Consider the following 22,848-nt stretch of genomic DNA (forward strand, 5'->3'; position numbering starts at 1 on the left):
AGAAGCAGATGGATAAAGAAGCAGCGAAACGCCGGATCGAGGAACTGCACCAGATTTTGAATCAATACAACTACGAATATCATACACTTGATCGTCCAAGTGTTCCTGACGCTGAATATGATGCGCGGATGCGTGAGCTGATCTCTCTAGAGGAGGAATATCCTGATTTAAAAGCAGCAGATTCCCCCTCACAGAGAGTAGGAGGTGCTGTTTTAGACGCCTTCCAAAAAGTACGTCACGGCACACCGATGCTAAGTCTTGGCAATGCGTTTCATGAACAGGACCTTCTTGATTTTGACCGCCGGGTTCGTCAAGCAGTCGGTGACGATGTCGCATACAATGTCGAGCTGAAAATTGATGGACTCGCTGTTTCTCTCCGTTATGAAAATGGCGTGTTTGTCCGAGGTGCCACACGCGGAGATGGTACAACAGGTGAGGATATTACCGAAAACCTTAAAACCATTCGTTCCATCCCGCTCAAAATCAATCGTCCTCTGTCGATTGAGGTGAGAGGCGAAGCATTTATGCCAAAACCTTCTTTTGAAGCATTAAATGAAAAAAGAATACAAAACGAAGAGGAGCCGTTTGCGAACCCGCGTAATGCGGCGGCAGGCTCACTTCGTCAGCTTGATACGAAAATTGCGGCGAAACGAAACCTTGATATATTCGTCTACAGTATAGCGGAGCTTGATGAAATTGGTGTAGAAACGCAAAGCGCGGGACTCGATCTTCTCGACGAGCTTGGCTTTAAAACCAACAAGGAAAGACGGATGTGCCACACGATTGAAGAAGTGATCGACCTCATTGAAACATTGAAAACAAAGCGTGCCGATTTTTCATATGAAATCGACGGAATTGTCATCAAGGTCGATTCCTTGGCTCAGCAGGAAGAACTCGGCTTTACTGCAAAAAGCCCGCGCTGGGCGGTTGCGTACAAGTTTCCGGCAGAAGAGGTCGTGACGAAGCTGATTGATATTGAACTAAGTGTCGGGCGTACAGGCGTCATCACGCCAACAGCGATTCTTGAGCCTGTCAAAGTAGCAGGGACAACAGTGCAGCGTGCTTCTCTTCATAATGAAGATTTGATCAAAGAAAAGGATATTCGCCTTTTTGATCAGGTGATTGTGAAAAAAGCGGGCGATATTATTCCCGAAGTTGCAGGCGTCCTTGTCGATCAGCGAACAGGGGAAGAAAAGCCGTTTCACATGCCGACTGAATGTCCAGAGTGTCATAGCGAGCTGGTGAGAATCGAAGGCGAAGTAGCCTTGCGATGCATCAATCCAGAATGTCCCGCCCAAATACGTGAGGGACTCATTCATTTTGTTTCCCGTAATGCGATGAACATTGATGGTCTTGGCGAGCGAGTCATTACACAGCTTTTCCAAGAGCAGCTTGTGTCTCGTGTGTCCGATCTTTATCGACTAACGAAAGAAGAACTCATTCAGCTTGAACGAATGGGTGAAAAGTCTGTCGACAATTTACTCCGTTCGATTGAGCAATCGAAAGAAAACTCTCTTGAGCGTTTACTATTTGGTCTCGGTATTCGATTTATTGGTTCTAAAGCGGCCAAAACCTTGGCGATGCATTTCGGCGACATCGATCAATTAAAGCAAGCAACAAAAGAACAATTACTCGAAGTCGACGAAATTGGTGAAAAAATGGCTGATGCAGTCGTCACATACTTTGAGAAAGAAGAAATACTTGACCTGCTGCGTGAACTAAAAGAGCTTGGGGTCAATATGACCTACACAGGGCCAAAGCCGGTGAAAGTAGAAGAAAGTGATTCCTACTTTGCAGGGAAAACCATTGTGCTGACAGGAAAATTAGAACAAATGTCTCGAAACGATGCAAAGGCAGCGATCGAAGCATTAGGCGGCAAATTAGCAGGTAGTGTGAGTAAAAAAACAGATTTAGTCATTGCCGGAGAAGCAGCGGGCAGTAAGCTGACAAAGGCAGAAGAACTCAATATTGAAATTTGGGACGAAGCTAAAATGCTCGAGGAGCTAAAGAAATAAGAGGAGTGTTTTCTATTGAAAAAGTTGTTATTGCTGCTGACAATGCTCACACTGGTACTGTCAGCGTGTGCACCCTTTGGGGGAAAGGACGAGGAAGAGGTCACACAAAAAACGGATGAAACAAAGGAAACAGCCATCATCCCGATGTACAATATCTCTGACTCCTATTACAAAATGGTGCTACCGTTTAAACAAGGAGCTGCAAGAGGATTAACAGCAGAGCGTCTCAACACACGCTTGGACATTGATGAATTTGAAACAGGACTCATGCGCCTGGCAACAGAGTCATTTAATACAAACGACTATCTTTTCCAAGAAGGACAGCATTTAGATGAGGATACCGTTCTCAGCTGGCTCGCACGCAAAAAAACAGGCAGTGATCTGAAAAAAGCAGAAAAAGAAGATAAAAACTTTAAGAATCTAGGCTTAAACCCTGCTCTACCCAGCTCAGGTTCAACAAAGTCCAAAAATGAAAATAGTCCAATCTACTTAGCTTCGATGCTAGAGCATAATTACTTAATTCGAAAAGATAAAAATAGTTTGCAGCTTGGCGGAGTTGTCATTGGTCTTGCGCTGAACTCTGTTTACTATTACCGCGAAAATATCGGTGATCCACAGCAAGAGGTGACCATCGATTCATCGAAAAATTCAAAGAAACTGTTGGCAGAGGGCGAAAAAATTGCTGAACAAGTGATCAAGCGAATTCGCCAAATGGATGGGCTGCAAAAAGTGCCTGTCATGATTGCCCTTTATAAGCAAGCACCAAAATCGTCCATCGTTCCAGGAAACTTTATCGCCAAAACGGATGTGAAAGCAGGCTCATCTGATATCGGCAATTGGGATACGATCAAAGAAGAGAATGTATTTTTCCCTTCAGATAATGCGAAAAGCAGCTACAAAGATGATTCAGAGCGATTTGACCGCTTCAAGACAAAAGTAGAAGACTACTTCCCGAACTACACTGGAGTCGTCGGAACAGGCTTCTATAAAGACGGTAACCTGCAAAAAATGAAGATCGAAATTCCAATGCAGTTCTACGGAAAAACAGAAGTCGTGGCCTTCACGCAATATTTAACAGGTGAAGTCATGGATTACTATAAGAGCACAAATATAGAAATCAACATCACGTCTTCTGATCAACAAGAAGCCTTAATCACGAAAAATGCTGAAGACAAAGAACCAACTGTCCATATATATGACTAATAAAAACCGCCTTTTGGCGGTTTTTCAGGTTAGACAATTCTTCGCACTCACCCGAAGCCCTGCGTGCCGGTGCTCACGAATCTTAAAGCCGCTCCTCGCATTAGACTTCAAGGGTTTTCATATCACGCTGAAAAGACAAAGGATTAAAATGAACTTAAATTTTTAGCCCTTTGTGAGCAATCTAAAAAAGGATTTTCCAAACTTTTGTCAAAGTAGATGTAGAAACCAAGAGGAAAGGCTGGTATGTTGATGCTCGTATAATGCTGATTACCGTCATGAACATTTAAAAAGACGATAAAAGGAGAATCAGCATGCATAAAGAAGTAAAAGCACGATATGATGAACAGAAAGTCTTAAAGAAGGCGGCTCACTTGTACGACTTTCAGCTAGACCAAGTCACATTTCTAGCAGATGCAGAAAATTATGTGTATGAATATAAGGCTAGGAATGGCGAGAATTATATATTAAAAATCACCCATACCATTCGTCGTTCACCCACATATATTTTAGGAGAAATGGACTGGATTCGGTATCTATCTTGTCATGGCATTTCAGTAGCAAAACCGATTTCATCAGCAAGGGGAAAAGATGTTGAAACCATTCCTGATCAAGCAGGAGGCGCTTTTTTGCTTCGTGTGTATGAAAAAGCACCGGGCAGAAAAGTGAATGAAGCTGATTGGAATGGGAAGTTGTTTCATGCGTTAGGTACCTATACAGGGCGAATGCATCAAACAACAAAACAATATCAAGTGAAAGATCCTCGCTATAAGCGTCAAGAGTGGTATGAGGAGGAGCAATTAAAGCTTGATCAATATATTCCTTCTGATCAAACGGTTGTTTTGCGGCGAAAAGATGAACTGATGCAAAAGCTTCACCAGCTCCGTGTATCCAAGGATGTCTATGGACTGGTGCATGCCGATTTACATCACGGTAACTTCCATTATCGTCAGGGAGACATTATTGCTTTTGATTTCGATGATAGTGGATATCACTGGTTTATCAATGATGTGAGTATTTTGCTATACAATGTTCTTTGGTATCCTGTGATTCCATATGACGATAAAGCTGAATTTACCGCTGAATTTATGAGTCATTTTCTAAAAGGCTATCGACAGGAGAATGAGCTTGATGACGCGTGGCTGGCAACAATACCTGATTTTCTCATGCTGCGTCATATGCTTATTTATGGGCTTTTACATCAAGCAGTTGATCTCCAAACAATGACTTCTGACGAGAAGGCCATGCTGACACGTTTTCGAAAGGAAATTGAACAAAAAACACCAATTACTCCTTTTGACTTTCATCAGCTGGCCCGATAAAAAACCCCCCTGACTGTTTCAAACAGCCAGGGGGTTTTTTCACTACATCGTATCACACTTCACGCCAACGACACCTTCTAAATCTTTAATATCAAAGTATACATCGGTTGTATACCGATCCTTATGCACACGAACGCGTACTTCCATGATCGGATAATCCTTTTCCTTTAAATCATCAATTCGAACAGAATGAATGCGAATATTGAGTGCTTTCATTTCTTTTAAAATGGCCGTCATCCGGTTTCGATCAGAAAGTGACATTCTGATGCGGATTTCTTTTTCCTGTAGGCGAATTGGCCCGATCCGCTGGAAGAGCCATGGTAGGAATTCGACACTGATCAGAATAAAGAAAAGACTGAGGAAGGCTTCTTTATAAAAACCTGCACCTGTTGCAACCCCAAGTCCTGCTGCTCCCCAGATCATCGCAGAAGTCGTAAGACCTGAGATGACATCATTGCTTTTTCGAAGAATCACACCTGCTCCAATAAAACCAACACCAGATATAATTTGCGCCGGTAACCTGAGTGGGTCCATTTGAAGCTTAGAGACTCGAGGGAAATTGTAGGCTGCATCAATGCTGATGATGGTTAATACGCAGGAGCTGACAGCAATGACAATACACGTTTTTAAGCCGAGCGGCTTTTTCTTCAGCTCTCGTTCAAGACCGATGATCAGCCCGATCAAAGTGGCCACGGCCAACTTTAAGACGGTATCCCATTCAATTGTCCAAAACATGCGTATCGCTCCTTTCACTTCATGTACGTTTCACATCATGTATATGATCTTCTCACAGCCCATATGGCTGCACAACTTTTATTTTATTCAGATTCGAAAGAAAGAAAAGCTTTTTATTTAAATTAAAAAGAGAGTCACCTGCATGAGGCAGATGACTCTTCATTTCCTGTTATTTTGTTTCCTCTTCAAGATGATCTTCCATTTTTCTAAAGAGCTTTTTAGAAGCTTTAGACGGTTTATTTGTCAAGAGACTGACAAGAATAGCAGTCAAACCACTTAAAATAAATCCTGGAACCATTTCGTACAATCCAGTTGTGTTATTCAGGCCTGTTGAAATCCACACTAGGACAGTAACAGCTCCAACAACCATTCCGGCTAAAGCGCCATGATGATTCATTCGCTTCCAGTATAGACATAATAAGATCACCGGTCCGAATGAAGATCCAAATCCAGCCCAAGCATAGCCGACAAGTTCAAGGATCGTATCACTTGGGTTTAGAGATAGACAAAGGGCAACAACTGCAACGACTAATACAGACATACGTCCAATCATGACAAGTTCTTTGTCAGAAGCTTTTCTTCTAAAGAACGTACGGTATAAATCCTCTGTCATTGCACTTGCAGTGACAAGTAGCTGAGAAGAAATTGAACTCATAATCGCAGCTAAAATGGCAGAAAGTAAAAATCCAGTAATATACGGATGGAATAGTACCTTAGAAAACACAATAAAGATGGTTTCAGGATCTGCCAAAGTAGTGCTTGTTTCATGAACATAAGCTACACCGACTAAACCGACAGATAGTGAACCAATGACAGATACAATCATCCAGCTCATACCGATACGACGTGCTGGCTTTAAATCTTTTACAGTCGTAATCGCCATAAATCGAACAATGATGTGCGGCTGTCCAAAATAACCAAGTCCCCAAGCGAGGAAGGAAATAATGCCAATGACGCTCGTTCCTCTAAAAATATCAAGCAATTTAGGGTCAATCTGTTGAATATCATGGAACGTGGCAACAGGTCCACCTAATTGAGTAAAGGCAACGATCGGCACGAGCACTAATGCTAAAAACATAATAGCTCCTTGAACAAAGTCAGTTAAACTAACTGCCAAAAAGCCGCCGAATAGTGTGTATAAAATCACGATACTAGAAGTTAAGATTAAGCCAAACATATAATGAGCACCAAACGCTGATTCAAATAAGCGTCCGCCTGATACCATACCTGATGAGGTGTAAAGCGTAAAGAAAATCATAATAATAACTGCTGAGACAGCTTTCAATAAAGTAGACGAATCTTTAAACCGTTTGTCAAAAAAGTCTGGAATGGTAATCGCATCATCAGCAACTTCTGTATACGATCTCAAGCGTGGCGCTAGAAATAGATAGTTTAAGTAAGCTCCACTAATTAAACCAACAGCAAGCCATCCAGATGAAAGACCAGTTGTATACATAGCGCCTGGAAGCCCCATTAGCATCCAGCCACTCATATCAGCTGCACCAGCAGATAGAGCCGTTACATAAGGACCTAACCCGCGTCCACCTAACATATAATCATTCAAGTCATTTGTTTTTCTGAATGCATACCAGCCGATGGCTAGCATTCCAATAAAATAAATAGATAGAGAAATTACAATCTCAATACTCATGTTTCCATATCACCTTTTTCGTATTAATTTGACATCACCTCATTCAAAATATACACAGAACAGTCGATTCAACTGTCTGCTCACTGCTATGGTTACTTAACCTATCAGAGTATTCCCGAGTGATCAACCGTCTTAAACCTCCTCATTCACACAAAAAATCCGTGTATCGGTGATAAGAATCTATATGTAAGCGCTTACTAAATTAAATAAAAGTAAAAATTTTCTGAAAAACAAAAGGTTACCTGTATGAATATTTTCTTTATCGTTGAATGATCATGACGGTTCATCAGAAAAGGTCTTTTCCCGCGCCTGCGTAAAGTTGCTTTAGAACAGTAAAATTTGATATGATAAAGTGTATATGACTTATGATCATGACCACGAACACGTATCATTTTTGGAGGTGAACCTGCATGTCAAGAATTTCAATAGAAGAAGTAAAGCACGTTGCGCATTTGGCACGGCTTGCGATTACAGAAGAAGAAGCTGAGATGTTTACAGAACAGCTTGATAGCATCATTTCATTTGCAGAGCAGTTAAACGAGGTAGATACGGAGAACGTTGAACCAACAACACACGTATTAAAAATGAAAAACGTCATGAGAGAAGATGTTCCGAATAAAGGTCTTTCAATTGAGGCAGTCATGAAAAATGCGCCTGATCATAAAGACGGCTATATTCGTGTGCCATCAATTTTGGACTAAAGGAGGCCTGAGACATGTCACTGTTTGACCACAAAATTTCTGAATTAAAAGAGCTTTTACATAAAAAGGAACTGTCTGTTTCTGATTTAGTGGACGCGTCTTATAAACGAATCAATGAAGTAGACGGAAAAGTACAAGCATTCCTTGCACTGGACGAAGAGAAAGCACGTGCGTATGCAAAGGAATTGGACGAGGCCGTTGGTGAAAAGGACGAGCTGGGTCTATTGTTCGGTATGCCGATCGGTGTGAAAGATAACATCGTGACGAAGGATTTACGTACAACCGCATCAAGTAAAATCCTGCAAAACTTTGATCCAATTTATGATGCAACCGTTGTGAACCGTCTGAAAGAGGCGGAAGCTGTCACAATCGGTAAATTAAACATGGACGAATTTGCAATGGGTTCTTCTACGGAGAACTCAGGCTACAAAGCAACGAAAAACCCATGGAATTTAAACACAGTTCCAGGTGGATCAAGTGGTGGATCAGCAGCATCTGTTGCAGCAGGAGAAGTACCATTCTCCCTTGGATCTGATACAGGCGGTTCCATCCGTCAGCCGGCATCATTTTGCGGGGTTGTGGGTCTTAAGCCGACATATGGTCGTGTATCTAGATACGGTTTAATCGCATTTGCATCATCATTAGATCAAATTGGGCCGATTACGCGTAATGTCGAGGACAACGCTTATGTTCTTCAAGCGATTGCTGGTGTCGATCAAATGGACGCAACAAGTGCAAATGTCGATGTACCAGATTTTCTTTCTTCATTAACTGGCGACATCAAAGGTCTTAAAATTGCAGTGCCAAAAGAATACCTTGGCGAAGGTGTTGGCGAGGAAGCCAAAGAGTCTGTTCTTAAAGCGCTGAAAGTATTAGAAGGACTTGGTGCGACATGGGAGGAAGTGTCTCTTCCACATTCTAAATATGCGCTTGCGACTTACTACTTATTGTCATCTTCAGAAGCATCTGCGAACCTGGCTCGTTTTGACGGCATCCGCTATGGCTACCGTACAGATAACGCAGACAACCTGATTGATTTATATAAAAATACACGTTCTGAAGGCTTCGGGGATGAAGTGAAGCGCCGCATCATGCTTGGCACATTCGCTTTAAGCTCTGGCTATTATGATGCGTACTATAAAAAAGCGCAAAAAGTCCGTACGTTGATCAAAAAAGACTTTGAAGATGTGTTTGAAAAGTATGATGTCATTGTAGGACCAACAACACCAACTCCTGCATTCCACATTGGTGAAAAAACAAGCGATCCACTGACCATGTATGCAAACGATATTTTAACGATCCCTGTTAACCTTGCAGGTGTTCCAGGAATCAGTGTGCCTTGCGGATTTGCAAATGGACTTCCGTTAGGTCTTCAAATCATCGGTAAGCACTTTGATGAAGGAACAGTATATCGCGTGGCTCACGCTTTCGAACAAGCAACAGATCATCATAAAGCAAAACCTGAACTGTAAGGGGTGAATCAGAATGAACTTTGAAACGGTAATAGGACTTGAAGTCCACGTAGAGCTAAAAACAAAATCAAAAATCTTCTCAAGCTCGCCGACACCTTTTGGTGCAGCTGCCAACACGCAAACAAGTGTCATCGACCTTGGGTATCCTGGCGTACTGCCTGTACTGAACAAAGAAGCGGTGAACTTTGCAATGAAAGCGGCAATGGCGCTGAACTGTGAGATCGCAACAGATACAAAATTTGACCGTAAAAACTACTTCTATCCTGATAACCCAAAGGCGTATCAAATTTCTCAATTTGATAAACCAATCGGTGAAAACGGCTGGATTGAAATTGAAGTAGACGGCAAAACAAAACGAATTGGTATTACCCGTCTTCATTTGGAAGAGGATGCAGGCAAACTGACGCATACAGGCGACGGTTACTCACTTGTCGATTTCAACCGTCAAGGCACACCACTTGTTGAAATCGTATCTGAGCCAGACATTCGCACGCCAGAAGAAGCGTACGCTTACTTAGAAAAGCTAAAATCCATTATTCAATATACAGGTGTTTCTGATTGTAAAATGGAAGAAGGCTCACTTCGCTGTGATGCCAATATTTCTCTTCGCCCAATTGGACGTGAAGAGTTTGGTACAAAGACAGAGCTTAAGAACTTAAACTCGTTCGCTTTCGTACAAAAGGGTCTTGAGTTCGAAGAAAAACGCCAAGAGCAAGTACTTCTTTCTGGCGGCTTGATCGAGCAGGAAACACGCCGTTATGACGAAGCGTCTAAAAAGACGATTCTGATGCGTGTCAAGGAAGGATCGGATGATTACCGCTACTTCCCAGAACCGGATTTGGTGGAGCTGTACATTGATGATGAGTGGAAAGAACGCGTCAGAGCATCCATCCCAGAGCTTCCAGATGAGCGCCGCAAACGCTACATTGATGAACTTGGACTTCCTGCATATGATGCAATGGTTTTGACCCTGACAAAAGAAATGTCAGATTTCTTCGAAGCAACCATTTCAGAAGGTGCAGAAGCGAAGCAGGCATCGAACTGGCTAATGGGAGAGGTATCTGCCTACTTAAACTCCGCTCAAAAAGAGCTGGAAGATACAAAGCTAACGCCGCAAGGGCTAGCTGGTATGATCAAACTCATTGAAAAAGGAACAATTTCCTCTAAGATTGCCAAAAAGGTATTCAAAGAGCTGATCGAAAATGGGGGAGATGCAGAAACAATCGTCAAAGAAAAAGGACTTGTCCAAATTTCTGACGAAGGTGCACTGCTCAAGTTTGTGACTGAAGCACTTGATAACAACCCACAATCCATTGAAGACTTTAAAAATGGAAAAGACCGTGCGATTGGTTTCTTAGTCGGACAAATCATGAAAGCATCGAAGGGACAAGCAAACCCGCCGATGGTCAACAAGATTCTGATGGAAGAAATCAAAAAACGCTAAATAGCAAAAAACCGTCTCAGAGAAGAGGCGGTTTTTTTTGCTTGAAATGACAGGGTCGTATCATAGATTCAGACCACCGCCGTATATCAATTCGGAGATTCTTTTCTTATAATGAAGCATAAGCGATAGAGCAAATTCGAAGGGGATCAACGTGAACTAAATTGAAAAACAGCACGTCATGTTACTGGAGAAACAGCTTCAATTGTTCCACTACTCTGAGGACAGCAGGGTCCTCACACATGTCTAAATTAGTCAGCATCCCTTGAATGACCGGCTTACGAGGTTCATCTTTCGCTAGTTCTTCTTCAATCACTTCGATAGAGACGAGCGTATCATCAGAAAGCAAATGCTCAAGCTTTAACAATCGAAGCTCCTCTTGAAGGGACACGGTACTCGGCGCTTCATCCTCCCAAATGGCTTGATTCAGAATTGGCTTAGTCTTAGAACGCAGCAGTCCTTGAACCAAATCATCAAAACGGGCGAGTATAAAGGAAGACAGCTCATCAAATGATAATGGCACTTGATCTTGTAAAAGCAGTACCTGCACATACGATTGGATGATTCCTTGCATCATGACTGACAGGTCAGTTATATACGGCTCGATCTCCTGTCCATAAGTGGTCAAGATGGATATTTGAATTTCATCATTCATTTGTTTTTTAACCGTTTTAGAATACTTTTTAATTTGCTGGTTTTCCGGAATAATGTTCTCGCTGAGGATCAATATGATAAAGTCCTTGTTTTCGGCAAAATGCTGGAACTGTTCAGCGATCTGTTTCCGAAAGATCTCTCTAGGCGCAAGATGCTGATTCTCTTTTCGAATCTTTTCAATACTTTGCATAGAAGTGTCGATATAATATTCGAACGCTCGGTTGAAAAGCTGTTCCTTTGATTTGAAATGTAAATAAAACGCGCCTTTCGATATTCCGCACTCATCTGCAATTTCCTGAATGGTCGTAGAAGAAAAACCCTTTTTCGCAAACAACTGGATGCTCGCTTTAATGATTTTTTCTTTTTTTTCGTTCATGAAATAAAAGGCCCCTTCAGCTTTAGAATGTTACGTCAAACGCAAGTGAAATGGTTGACGGCATTGTGTATCACCGTTTATTATGATATAGAATGACCAGTCAGTCAATACATAAAGGAAAATGGAGGACATAATGAATTCGATCATCAATTTTGTATTAAAGAACAAGTTCGCTGTATGGCTCATGACGATTATCGTAACAGTTGCTGGTCTATATGCCGGATTGAATATGAAACAAGAGTCAATCCCGAATATCAACACTCCAGTCATTACGGTTTCTACAACGTATCCTGGCGCAACGCCGGACGAAGTATCAGATAAGGTGACTGATCCAATTGAGAAGTCTATTCAAAACCTCAATGGGGTGAATGTGGTCACTTCTAATTCTTTTGAGAATGCCTCATCGATTCAAATCGAGTACGATTACAATAAAGATATGGATGAAGCAAAGAAGGAAATTGAAGATGCCATTAGCAATATCAATTTTCCGGAAAATGCAGAAAAACCAAAAATCGCACGCTTTAGCATCAACGCGATTCCAATCTTAGCTCTTAGTGTCTCCGGTGATAAAGAATCATTACAAGACCTGACACAAAAAGTGGAAAATGATCTTATTCCTTCTCTTCAAGGCTTAGATGGTGTCTCTTCTGTCGAAGCTTCTGGACAACAAATCAAAGAAGTAGAATTTTCTTTTAAACAAAAGAAATTAAAGGAATATGGTTTAGATGAAGAAACTGTCCAAAACATGATCAAAGGCTCTGATGTCAATGTACCTTTAGGGTTATACACATTTGGCAACAAGCAAAAATCAGTCGTAGTGGATGGCAATATTTTAAGCGTTAAAGATTTGAAAAACATGCGAATTCCTGTTACGCCAAGTGCAAGCACAGGAGCATCTTCAAGCGGCTCAGGAAATGCAGGTGCCCAAGGTGCCGACCAGGAGGCTGGAAGTGCAGCAAGTCAGCAACAGGCAGCAGCAGCTCAGCAGCAAACTCGTGCAGGTGCAGCAAGCGGTCAATCTGTAGAGCTGCCAACGATCAAACTTTCTGAGATTGCAGATATTAAAGTCGTGAAAGATGCAGAATCGATTTCTAGAACGAATGGAAAAGACAGTATCGGTCTGCAAATTGTCAAAGGCTCTGATGCCAACACAGTGAGTGTGGCAGAAGAAGTCACAAAAGAGCTTGAGAAATTCAAAAAAGACAACAAAGGAATTAAAGTCAGCACCACATATGATCAAGCAGGACCGATTAAAGAGTCTGTCAGCACAATGTTGAACAAGGCGATCATCGGAGCAATCTTTGCGATCATTATCATTATGTTGTTCCTTCGAGATATCAAATCAACATTAATTTCGGTGATTTCCATTCCGTTATCCCTGTTGATTGCTGTTTTATTATTAAATCAGCTGGATATCACATTAAATATCATGACACTTGGTGCCATGACAGTCGCCATTGGACGTGTTGTCGATGACTCGATTGTTGTCATAGAAAATATCTATCGACGAATGGCGTTAAAAGATGAACCGTTAAAGGGCAAAGCACTCGTCAGAGAAGCCACAAAAGAAATGTTTATTCCGATTATGTCTTCGACGATTGTCACTATTGCGGTATTCTTGCCATTAGCTCTAGTGGGTGGAATGATTGGTGAACTATTCATCCCATTTGCATTAACCATTGTGTTTGCTCTAATGGCTTCACTACTTGTTGCCATTACAATCGTTCCAATGATGGCTCACAGCCTATTTAAAAAGAACCTGTACGGCAAAGCGAAAAAGGTAAAAGAACACAAACCAAGCAAGCTTGCTGGTGGTTATAGACGTGTACTGAATTGGACACTCAACCATAAATGGATCACATCAGGAATTGCGATTCTCATGCTTGTCGGAAGCTTATTCTTAGCACCACTTGTCGGCGTTAGCTTCTTACCACAGGAAGCAGAAAAAACGGCTATGGTGACATATACACCAGAACCTGGACAAACGAGAGAACAAGCCATTGCTGAAACGAAAAAGGCTGAAGAATACTTAATGAAACGTGATCATGTCAATACGGTTCAATATTCACTAGGCTCTTCCAATGCCCTTACAGCAAGTGTTGGTGGAAACTCTAACGGTGCATTATTCTTCGTACAATACGACGATGACACACCAAACTTTGATAAAGAAAAGGATCGAGTCGTCAAAGCCCTGCAAGACAAAACGTCTAAAGGGGAATGGAAATCACAAGACTTCTCATCTGCTGGTGCAAGCAATACAGTGACGTACTATGTGTACGGTGACAAAGCAAGTGATATTGAAGGTACAGTAAAAGATGTCGAGAACATCTTAAAAGATGAGAAAAATCTGAAAAACGTCAGCACAAGCTTATCTGAGAAGTATGACGAATATACATTTAATGCAGATCAAGAAAAACTAGCGAAGCTAGGCTTAACTGCTTCACAAATCGCTCAAGCGATTGCACCTCAAAATAGTGAAACAACACTGACGAAAGTCACAGAGGATGGCAAAGAACTTGATGTGAAGCTTCAAACAGAAAAAGATGAATATAAGAGCAAAAAGGATTTAGAAAATAAAAAGATCACAACACCGACAGGGCAAGAAGTCCGAATTGGTGATGTCGTAAAAGTAAAAGATGGTACGACAGCAAATACGGTGACAAAACGTGATGGGAAAATCTACGCAGAAGTGTCTGGTGACATGACGACAGACGATGTATCAAGTGTGACACAAGATGTTCAGAAGAAAGTCGATAAGCTTGATTTGAAATCTGGCGTTACGATTGATACAGGCGGTGTAAGTGCGGATATTGAGGAATCCTTTACACAGCTTGGACTCGCAATGCTTGCAGCGATTGCTATTGTATACCTTGTTCTCGTCATTACATTTGGCGGAGGTCTTGCACCATTTGCAATTCTGTTCTCACTTCCATTTACGATTATTGGTGCACTCGTTGGATTGTTTGTAGCGAAAGAAACCATCAGCTTAAATGCCATGATTGGATTGCTGATGCTGATCGGAATCGTTGTAACAAATGCCATTGTCTTGATTGACCGAGTGATTCATAAAGAAAAAGAAGGTCTTTCTACAAGAGAAGCTTTACTTGAAGCAGGTACAATAAGATTACGTCCAATCTTAATGACGGCACTTGCGACGATCGGTGCACTGCTGCCACTCGCATTAGGTTTTGAAGGTGGAAGTCAGATCGTATCAAAAGGACTTGGTGTCACCGTGATTGGCGGTTTAACAAGCTCTACACTTCTCACATTGGTCATCGTACCAATCGTGTATGAAATTTTAAGCAAGTTTAGACGTAAGAAAAAGTATGCAGATGAAGAGTAAGAGGAAGCCCCGCTAATGAGCGGGGCTTTTTTATGATGAAATCTGGCAAACGGCTTTTCTCATCAGCTCTTCAAACGCTTGGAAAAATGCATCACGATCAACATGATCAATCACTTGAATGGATTTTCCATCTGGATGCTCTTCGGTACGTCCTTGCTTTGGTGTTTCGGTATAAACGATCGCGCTCAATTCCTTTGAGCGAGTAAATGATGATGAAGCGAGAGTAATCGTTGTCAGCACATCCCATAAGTAGTAAGTCGAGTTCGTTTCGTGATGAATGAGAGGCGGACAAAAGGCATAACATTGCCCAATAAAATCAATTCCGATATGAGACCGAAGGGAAGCCCAGCGCTGACGGACATCAAGTGTAAGCGGGACTTGATTTGTGCTTTCAAGTGCGACCATTTCAATAGGAAAGCGTTCCTGAAAGACAGTGCTGACAGCGTAAGGGTCCCAAAAGGCATTCCATTCGGCTGTCCCATCATGCTCGGGTTCTTCGACATTTCCTTTTTCAAGGAACGTACCGCCCATCCACACCAATTTCTCAATTTTATTAGAGATTGAAGGATCCTCTTCTAAGGCGCGTGCAAGGTCAGTGAGTGGTCCTGTAAATAGAAGGATGACAGGTTCTGTTGCCTTTTTAACTGTTTCAATCAGATGAAGATGTGCTGGAAGCTTGGATACTTTTGTATCAACAGTGCCTTTTTCGTTTAAAATGGGCAGTGCATCTACATAAAAAGCATGCATGCGCCACTCTTTCGGAAAGGGATTGACGCCTCTAGAATTGGAAGCAGCGACTTCAATTTCATACGGGCTAAATCGATCAATGATTTTTTGAGAAGCACTTAGCGCAGGCTCTAAATAACAATCAGCAGGAATCACAGACATCCCAATGACTTTCAGGTGTTCCATTTGAAGGAGCAAAAATAAGGAGACGAGGTCATCAACACCGCCATCATGATTGAAATACACAGGCTTTTTCATCGCATACCATCCTTTTCATCGTTTTCTTTTATCTTATCAGAATGCTTTCCTGCTGAGGGATAAGAGCCATGAGATTTCAAATATTAGGTGGCTGTTCTGTTGCCATTTTCAAAACTCATAGTATAATTAAAGGTTGTTAGTGGTGAAAATAGATTGCATAATGAATATAGGATGATGATGAATGAAACGTGCTCGAATTATATACAATCCGACATCTGGACGTGAACTCTTCAAGAAGAATTTAGCGCAGGTTTTGCAAAAATTTGAACAAGCAGGCTATGAAACATCTTGTCATGCGACGACATGTGCAGGAGATGCCACGCAAGCAGCAGAACAAGCCGCACAGAGAGATTTTGATTTAATTGTAGCAGCTGGTGGAGACGGCACGATTAATGAAGTCGTCAATGGATTAGCACCGCTTGAAAAAAGACCAAAACTAGGAATCATTCCAGTTGGAACGACAAATGACTTCGCAAGAGCACTTGGCATTCCAAGAGAAGATATTTTAAAAGCAACAGATGCCATTATTGATGGTGTAGCGAAGCCGCTTGATATCGGTAAAGTCAATGGCCATTATTTTATTAATATTGCTGGCGGCGGCCGGTTAACAGAGCTCACCTATGAGGTGCCTAGTAAGCTGAAGACAATGCTTGGACAGCTTGCTTATTATTTAAAAGGCATGGAGATGCTTCCTTCTATCCGCCCGACAGAAGTCGAAATTGAATATGACGGCAAATTGTTTCATGGAGAAATCATGCTGTTTCTTGTTTCACTCACAAACTCAGTAGGCGGCTTTGAAAAGCTAGCACCAGATTCCATTTTAGATGATGGGATGTTTGACCTGATTATTTTAAAAAAGGTCAATCTAGCAGAAGCCATTCGAGTGGTCAGTCTTGCACTTCGAGGCGAGCATATTCATGATAACAATGTCATCTACGCAAAAGCGAATCGCGTAAAGGTAGATGTAAAAGATAAAATGCAACTCAATTTAGATGGCGAATACGGCGGCATGCTGCCAGGTGAATTTGAAAACCTGTATCGCCATATTGAATTTATTGTGCCAAAAGCGACAGCTGAAAAAATAGGGTAGAGATTGAACTTGGTTCCTTATGGCGACCAAGTTTTTCTTTGCAAATGAGGTGATAAAATTGGTGAAAATGAAACCGCCTGTTCAAAAAAATGAATACTACAATGTAACCTTCGAAGATTTAACGCACGAAGGTGCAGGAGTAGCGAAAATAGAGGGCTTCCCTGTCTTTGTACCGAATGCACTTCCTGACGAACAAGGGAAAATCAAAGTCACACGTGTCAAAAAAGGATTTGCTTTTGGACGACTCATGGAGCTGACAAAGGAAAGTCAGCACAGGCAAGATGCGCCATGTCCTATCTATAAGCAGTGCGGAGGCTGTCAAATTCAGCATATGAGCTATGAAGGCCAGCTGCTTTTTAAACAGAAACAAGTAAAGGACGTATTGGAGCGGATCGGCAAGCTTGATATGAGCCGTGTAAAAGTTCATCCTGTACTCGGCATGGAAGACCCTTGGAATTACCGAAACAAAGCACAAGTACCAGTTGGTGAACGGGAAGGCGGACTTGTTGCAGGATTTTATCAGCAGCGTACCCATGAAATCATTGATATGGAAAAATGTTTGATCCAGCAATCAGAAAATGACGAAGTGGTACAGGCAGTAAAAGACATCTGCAATGCGTTTGGCATAAAAGCATATAACGAAGAGCGGCACAAAGGCTGGCTGCGTCATGTTATGGTTCGCTACGGTATTGCAACAGGTGAAATGATGGTTGTGTTTGTCACTAGAACGGCTGACTTTCCGCAAAAACAGCAGGTGATTGAGCAGATTATAGCACGCTTCCCACACGTTCGGTCAATTGTGCAAAACGTGAATTCAAAGAAGACAAATGTCATTTTCGGAGACGAAACGACCGTTTTATGGGGAGAAGAATACATTTATGACACGATTGGCGACATCAAATTTGCCATTTCAGCCCGCTCGTTTTATCAAGTGAATCCAACTCAAACAAAGGTTCTTTACGACAAAGCCCTTGAATATGCAGAGCTGCAAGGCGAAGAAACCGTCATTGATGCGTATTGCGGAATTGGTACGATTTCCTTATTTCTCGCACAAAAAGCAGGCAGAGTATATGGCGTAGAAATTGTGCCAGAAGCAATTGAAGATGCAAAGCGCAATGCTGCCTTAAACGGGATTAACAACGTTGAATTCGCAGTTGGCGAAGCAGAAGCCGTTATCCCGAACTGGTACAAAGAAGGCATCAAAGCAGACACGCTAGTTGTCGATCCGCCTAGAAAAGGCTGCGACGAAGCACTGCTAGACACCATTTTAAAGATGAAACCAAACCGAGTTGTTTATGTTTCCTGTAATCCTGGGACGCTAGCTCGTGATTTGCGAATTCTAGAAGATGGCGGGTATGTGACGGAGGAAGTGCAGCCTGTGGATATGTTTCCGCATACGAGTCATGTGGAGTGCGTGGCAAGTCTTGTAATCAATCATTAATCTAATTGGCATCCCGATTTCGTGAAAAACGTCGATATCGGGATATTTTTATTTTCGTTTGCTCTACTTATACCAAAAAACGATAATTTGAGGTGAATTCAATATTTTTATGCCGCATTCCATCATCAAATGTCCTTTTTTGCAATTTTGCCCGGTTCATATTAAAGTATATAATGATAAAAATTGCTGAAAGACTTTATAGAAGGACATGCCCTGTAAGGCGCTATGTCATGAGAGGAATTGGATGAAAGATGAGTAAAAATTTCTGGCGTGATTTACCACGGCCATTTTTTATATTAGCACCAATGGAAGAAGTGACAGATGTTGTGTTTCGTCATGTTGTGAGTGAGGCGGCGAGACCGGATGTGTTTTTTACAGAGTTTACGAATAGTGAGAGCTATTGCCACCCTGATGGCATTAAAAGTGTGAAGGGCCGCCTAACGTTTACAGAGGATGAGCAGCCGATTGTTGCTCATATTTGGGGGGACAAACCTGAAAACTTTAGACAAATGAGCATTGGAATGGCGGAGTTAGGATTTCAGGGACTTGATATTAATATGGGCTGTCCTGTTCCAAATGTCACGCAAAACGGGAAGGGCAGTGGCTTGATTCTTCGTCCAGACGTTGCGGCAGAGCTGATTCAAGCGGCAAAGGCTGGGGGATTACCTGTCAGTGTGAAAACAAGACTAGGGTTTACAGAGGTCGATGAATGGCGCGGATGGCTTAGACACATATTGGAGCAAGATATTGCGAATTTATCGATTCATCTTCGTACAAGAAAGGAAATGAGCCAAGTGGATGCGCATTGGGAGCTTATTCCGGAGATTAAAAAACTTCGTGATGAAGTAGCCCCTGATACTCTTTTAACGATCAATGGTGATATTCCTGATCGTCAAACGGGCTTAAAGCTCGCTGAGCAACATGGAATAGACGGAGTGATGATTGGGCGCGGAATTTTCCATAACCCATTTGCCTTTGAAAAAGAACCAAAGGAGCATACGAGTGATGAATTGCTCGGTCTTTTAAGATTGCATCTTGATCTTCATGATCAATATTCCTCACTAGGCTTGCGTCCATTCAAGGCATTGCACCGCTTCTTTAAGATTTATGTGAAAGGTTTTAGAGGAGCGAGCTTTCTAAGAAATCAATTAATGAACACATCATCAACAGATGAAGTGCGTGTAATGCTGGATGAATTTGAAGCAAGAAATAAAGAACAATCATGACCAACAAGAGGAGGGGGAACCCTTCTCTTTTTTTATTAAATAGGACTATTAAACTAGTTATCTTAAATGGTAAAATGAGATAGAAATAACAATTGGAGGTACTTTATTTGAAACCATTTTGGGATAAAGACAGAGAAAGTGAAGAGACATTTAAGAAAATCAATGAGAAAGGCATTGCAAAAGCGGAAAAGAAGCTTGGCGTCATCTTGCCTGATACATATAAGAAACTTATTCTGGAACAAAATGGCGGGTATACACTGCATAACGCTTTTCCAACGGATCAGCCGAATGGATGGGCAGAGGATCATGTGTCATTTGATCATTTAAGAGGAATTTCCAAAGATGAAGGCATTATGGATAGTGATTATTTAATAGAAGAATGGGAATTGCCTGAGGGTCTTGTGCTTATTTGTGGGGATGGTCATACTTGGATCGCTTTGGATTATAGAGAAACAAAGGAACATCCGCCGATTCATTACTTTGATCTAGAAGATGAGACGGATTTCAAATTAGCGGATTCGTTTGATGAACTGCTTGCTGGGCATTATACTGCTGAATAACATGAAAAAGAAAAGGCAGCCGCAAGTAGATAACCGTTGTTATACAGTGTTTTTTGAGAGAGACAAAAGAGTCTCTCTTTTTTTGTGAAGCAACATTGAATCTCTCTCCAAAACTGTACCTGTTATGTTTAAGTCCTATTATTCAATTGGTTCACTTTCCACTCACTAAATTTCCTGACGATAATATCTGCCACAATATAAAAAGGCAGAAAGCTGGAGTTGTCTACTTTGTTATATAAGAGAAACGGGGTGCTGCTTACATAGATGTTAAACATGGCATTTTGTGCAAGAAGGTTATTTCTTAATGTGGTCATGCTGATAAATTTGATATGTCTCGTTTTCACCAATTGAATGATTTCATCTAAATTCTTCGATTCACCCGATAAGGAAATGATAAATAAAAGGTCATCCTCACCAAATTCAATGATTCCATCTGTTAAGTCCCGCTTGCTTCGTAATACTTGAGATTTTTTATGCAGTGACCATAGCTGCCGCTGTACATCATTGGCCAAATCGAGCTGTGCTGTTCCTGTCCCATAAATATAAATATACGGTGCACGATCTATCAGTTGATTTAATTGATGAAAGTCGAGCTGCTCCATATATTTTCTTGTCTGGCGGATATCTTGATCAAGCAGCTGCATTAAATCCTGTGTGGTCTCTTCAGTGAAAGCATTTAATTTCACATAAGACTTTAAGTCGCTGTAGCCGTCGAACCCTATTTTCTTGGCAAGCCGGTGGATGGATGAGATGGAAGTATGAGCATAACGGGCAAGGTCCTGAATTTTCATTGTCTTCATTTCTTCAAGATGATCATGGATCGTTTTAATAATATGCAGGTCATTCTTATTTAAATCTTCGAAGTGTTTATTAACCAGCTTGTCCAGTATCATGCGATGTGCCCTCCAACATGAAAATATTTTCTTCCTGTGAAAATATAATCTAATGTTACAACTTGATTTCTAAATACGTCAAACCTATTGGTTTTTGTAAGCGCTCCCTTTACAGTGATGTTATGGATCCAGCAAAGGGGGTATGCTTATGAATGCAATCAAGAGGTTTGGCAGTGCTATGGTAGTTCCTGTACTTTTATTCGCGTTTTTTGGTATTGTTGTCGGCCTCGCGACTTTATGTAAGAATCCAGCGATTATGGGGGAAATGGCTGCAGAAGGTACGATGTGGTACAAGGTTTGGTCACTGATTGAAAGCGGGGGATGGACGATTTTCAATCATATGGAACTAGCTTTTGTGATTGGATTGCCCATCTCACTTGCGAAAAAAGCGCAAGCACGTGCGACACTCGCAGCTTTAATGATTTATCTCGTATTTAACAATTATATTCATGCTATTTTGACACTTTGGCCGTCTACTTTTGGTGTTGATTTATCGCAAGGTGTCGAGAACGTAGCGGGTGTAAAAGAAATTGCGGGTATACCTACACTGGATACAAGTATCATTGGTGCGGTGATGATATCTGGAATTGTCATTTGGATCCATAATCGTTTTTATGATCAAAAGCTGCCTGAGATGCTTGGGATTTTCCAGGGGCTTGTATTTGTTGTCATCATCGGATTCTTTGTGATGATTCCTATTGCTTTTATCGTGGCTTTTGTATGGCCCTATATTCAGCAGGGGATTCAATCTCTCCAAGGGTTCATGGCACAGTCTGGTTATATTGGTGTCTGGCTGTTTCATTTCTTGGAAAGGGTGTTAATTCCAACAGGACTTCACCATTTTATTTATACACCTTTTGAGTTTGGTCCAGCGGCTGTAAATGGGGGGTTAAAACCATATTGGATTGCTCACTTAAATGAATTTGCGTCCTCCACTTCCGATTTGAAGGATCTTTATCCATACGGATTTTTATTGCATGGGAATATTAAGATGTTCGGCTGTTTAGGGATAGCTTTAGCCATGTATTTTTCAACACCGAAAGAAAATAGAAAAAAGGTTTTGGCATTAGTATTACCCGCCACATTAACAGCCATATTTGCCGGAATTACAGAACCACTTGAATTTACATTTCTATTTCTCGCGCCTTATTTATTTGTGATACATGCACTTCTTGGAGCGACCATGGTGACAATCATGAATATGTTTGGTGTTGTGGGCATGATGGGTTCCGGGCTTATTGAAATAGCTGCATTGAACTGGATTCCGCTCTCTTCAAATCATGGAGGGATTTATCTAATCCAAGCGGTGATTGGACTTCTCTTTACAGCATTGTATTTTGTCATATTTAGATGGATGATTGTGAAATTTGATATTCCATTACCAGGACGAAAACATGAGGAGAAGACGAGGCTATATACAAAACAAGATTATGAGAATGCTCATAAAAAAGCTCATGACCAAAAGGAAGCGCCCGTTTATGCGTCTGAGTATGAAGAGAAAGCCGTTTATTTCTTAGAAGGCCTCGGCGGTAAAGAAAACATTAAAGATGTGACAAACTGTGCCACGCGTCTGCGAATTACAGTGATTGACCCTAGCTTGGTGAAAGATAGAGAATACTTTACAAAAAATAAACTGGCACACGGCATGGCGAAGAGTGGTCAAAGCATTCAGATCATTGTTGGCTTAAGTGTACCGCAAGTGAGAGAGTCCTTTGAGACAAAACTTTCATTAGATTGAAAAAGG

The 22,848-nt window shown here is 41.5% G+C and carries 16 protein-coding genes and 1 pseudogene; 12 read left to right on the forward strand and 5 right to left on the reverse strand.

Annotated elements, in window-relative coordinates; translation table 11 throughout:
• The first annotated feature begins 8 nt into the window (after positions 1 to 8).
• The 3 genes from ligA (at position 9) to IEE86_RS13270 (ending at position 4,537) form a co-directional block, all read left to right on the forward strand.
• Positions 9 to 2,015, forward strand: a complete 2,007-nt coding sequence (gene ligA / locus IEE86_RS13260; RefSeq protein ID WP_191097639.1) for an NAD-dependent DNA ligase LigA — start codon at positions 9 to 11, stop codon at positions 2,013 to 2,015.
• A 15-nt stretch (positions 2,016 to 2,030) separates the two neighbouring features.
• The gene (locus IEE86_RS13265) at positions 2,031 to 3,218 is read left to right on the forward strand and encodes a CamS family sex pheromone protein (RefSeq protein ID WP_191097640.1); all 1,188 of its coding nucleotides are present in this window, start codon (positions 2,031 to 2,033) and stop codon (positions 3,216 to 3,218) included.
• A 311-nt stretch (positions 3,219 to 3,529) separates the two neighbouring features.
• A complete protein-coding gene (locus IEE86_RS13270) occupies positions 3,530 to 4,537 on the forward strand; it encodes a phosphotransferase enzyme family protein (protein ID WP_191097641.1) in 1,008 nt (335 codons plus the stop codon).
• Between the two features lie 42 nt (positions 4,538 to 4,579).
• On the opposite strand, the gene IEE86_RS13275 is transcribed toward IEE86_RS13270, so the two are convergent.
• Together IEE86_RS13275 and putP are read right to left on the reverse strand one after the other, a co-directional pair.
• Positions 4,580 to 5,272, reverse strand: a complete 693-nt coding sequence (locus IEE86_RS13275) for an MgtC/SapB family protein (protein WP_224740984.1) — start codon at positions 5,270 to 5,272, stop codon at positions 4,580 to 4,582.
• A gap of 169 nt (positions 5,273 to 5,441) precedes the next feature.
• On the reverse strand, positions 5,442 to 6,923 hold the full coding sequence (gene putP / locus IEE86_RS13280) for a sodium/proline symporter PutP (RefSeq protein ID WP_191097642.1): 1,482 nt from the start codon (positions 6,921 to 6,923) through the stop codon (positions 5,442 to 5,444).
• A gap of 410 nt (positions 6,924 to 7,333) precedes the next feature.
• On the opposite strand from putP, the gene gatC reads away from it, so the two are divergent.
• From gatC to gatB, 3 genes are read left to right on the forward strand one after another with little or no spacing between them, the layout of a single operon-like run.
• The gene (gene gatC / locus IEE86_RS13285) at positions 7,334 to 7,624 is read left to right on the forward strand and encodes an Asp-tRNA(Asn)/Glu-tRNA(Gln) amidotransferase subunit GatC (protein WP_191097643.1); all 291 of its coding nucleotides are present in this window, start codon (positions 7,334 to 7,336) and stop codon (positions 7,622 to 7,624) included.
• A gap of 14 nt (positions 7,625 to 7,638) precedes the next feature.
• On the forward strand, positions 7,639 to 9,096 hold the full coding sequence (gene gatA / locus IEE86_RS13290; RefSeq protein WP_191097644.1) for an Asp-tRNA(Asn)/Glu-tRNA(Gln) amidotransferase subunit GatA: 1,458 nt from the start codon (positions 7,639 to 7,641) through the stop codon (positions 9,094 to 9,096).
• Positions 9,097 to 9,109: 13 nt separating this feature from the next.
• Entirely contained in the window at positions 9,110 to 10,540 is a 1,431-nt protein-coding gene (gatB, locus tag IEE86_RS13295; protein WP_191097645.1) for an Asp-tRNA(Asn)/Glu-tRNA(Gln) amidotransferase subunit GatB, read from the forward strand.
• Between the two features lie 181 nt (positions 10,541 to 10,721).
• On the opposite strand, the gene IEE86_RS13300 is transcribed toward gatB, so the two are convergent.
• Positions 10,722 to 11,567, reverse strand: coding sequence for a TetR/AcrR family transcriptional regulator (locus IEE86_RS13300; protein ID WP_191097646.1), 846 nt, complete (start codon positions 11,565 to 11,567; stop codon positions 10,722 to 10,724).
• A 133-nt stretch (positions 11,568 to 11,700) separates the two neighbouring features.
• Here IEE86_RS13300 and IEE86_RS13305 point away from each other — a divergent pair, with 133 nt between their 5' ends.
• Positions 11,701 to 14,910: an efflux RND transporter permease subunit gene (locus tag IEE86_RS13305; RefSeq protein WP_191097647.1), complete on the forward strand. Its 3,210-nt coding sequence runs from the start codon at positions 11,701 to 11,703 to the stop codon at positions 14,908 to 14,910.
• A gap of 30 nt (positions 14,911 to 14,940) precedes the next feature.
• Here the strand turns inward: IEE86_RS13305 and IEE86_RS13310 are convergent, their stop codons facing one another.
• Positions 14,941 to 15,894: a nucleoside hydrolase gene (locus tag IEE86_RS13310; RefSeq protein ID WP_191097648.1), complete on the reverse strand. Its 954-nt coding sequence runs from the start codon at positions 15,892 to 15,894 to the stop codon at positions 14,941 to 14,943.
• Between the two features lie 181 nt (positions 15,895 to 16,075).
• On the opposite strand from IEE86_RS13310, the gene IEE86_RS13315 reads away from it, so the two are divergent.
• From IEE86_RS13315 to IEE86_RS13330, 4 genes and pseudogenes are all read left to right on the forward strand, one after another.
• Positions 16,076 to 16,984 (forward strand): diacylglycerol kinase, encoded by a 909-nt coding sequence (locus tag IEE86_RS13315; protein WP_191097649.1) that lies wholly within the window; start codon positions 16,076 to 16,078, stop codon positions 16,982 to 16,984.
• A gap of 61 nt (positions 16,985 to 17,045) precedes the next feature.
• Complete coding sequence (gene rlmD / locus IEE86_RS13320) at positions 17,046 to 18,425, forward strand: 23S rRNA (uracil(1939)-C(5))-methyltransferase RlmD (protein ID WP_191097650.1); 1,380 nt, start codon at positions 17,046 to 17,048, stop codon at positions 18,423 to 18,425.
• 251 nt (positions 18,426 to 18,676) lie between these two features.
• Positions 18,677 to 19,651 (forward strand): tRNA dihydrouridine synthase, encoded by a 975-nt coding sequence (locus IEE86_RS13325; protein ID WP_191097651.1) that lies wholly within the window; start codon positions 18,677 to 18,679, stop codon positions 19,649 to 19,651.
• Between the two features lie 107 nt (positions 19,652 to 19,758).
• Positions 19,759 to 20,208: pseudogene (locus tag IEE86_RS13330) on the forward strand (SMI1/KNR4 family protein); the annotation flags it as partial.
• A 131-nt stretch (positions 20,209 to 20,339) separates the two neighbouring features.
• Here IEE86_RS13330 and IEE86_RS13335 read toward each other — a convergent pair.
• Complete coding sequence (locus tag IEE86_RS13335) at positions 20,340 to 21,104, reverse strand: MurR/RpiR family transcriptional regulator (protein WP_191097652.1); 765 nt, start codon at positions 21,102 to 21,104, stop codon at positions 20,340 to 20,342.
• Between the two features lie 148 nt (positions 21,105 to 21,252).
• On the opposite strand from IEE86_RS13335, the gene IEE86_RS13340 reads away from it, so the two are divergent.
• Positions 21,253 to 22,842 (forward strand): alpha-glucoside-specific PTS transporter subunit IIBC, encoded by a 1,590-nt coding sequence (locus tag IEE86_RS13340; protein ID WP_191097653.1) that lies wholly within the window; start codon positions 21,253 to 21,255, stop codon positions 22,840 to 22,842.
• Positions 22,843 to 22,848: the final 6 nt, after the last annotated feature.

Origin of the sequence: Bacillus crepusculi (assembly GCF_014764715.1) — a bacterium.
In the GTDB taxonomy this organism is placed as follows: Bacteria; Bacillota; Bacilli; order Bacillales; family Bacillaceae; genus Bacillus.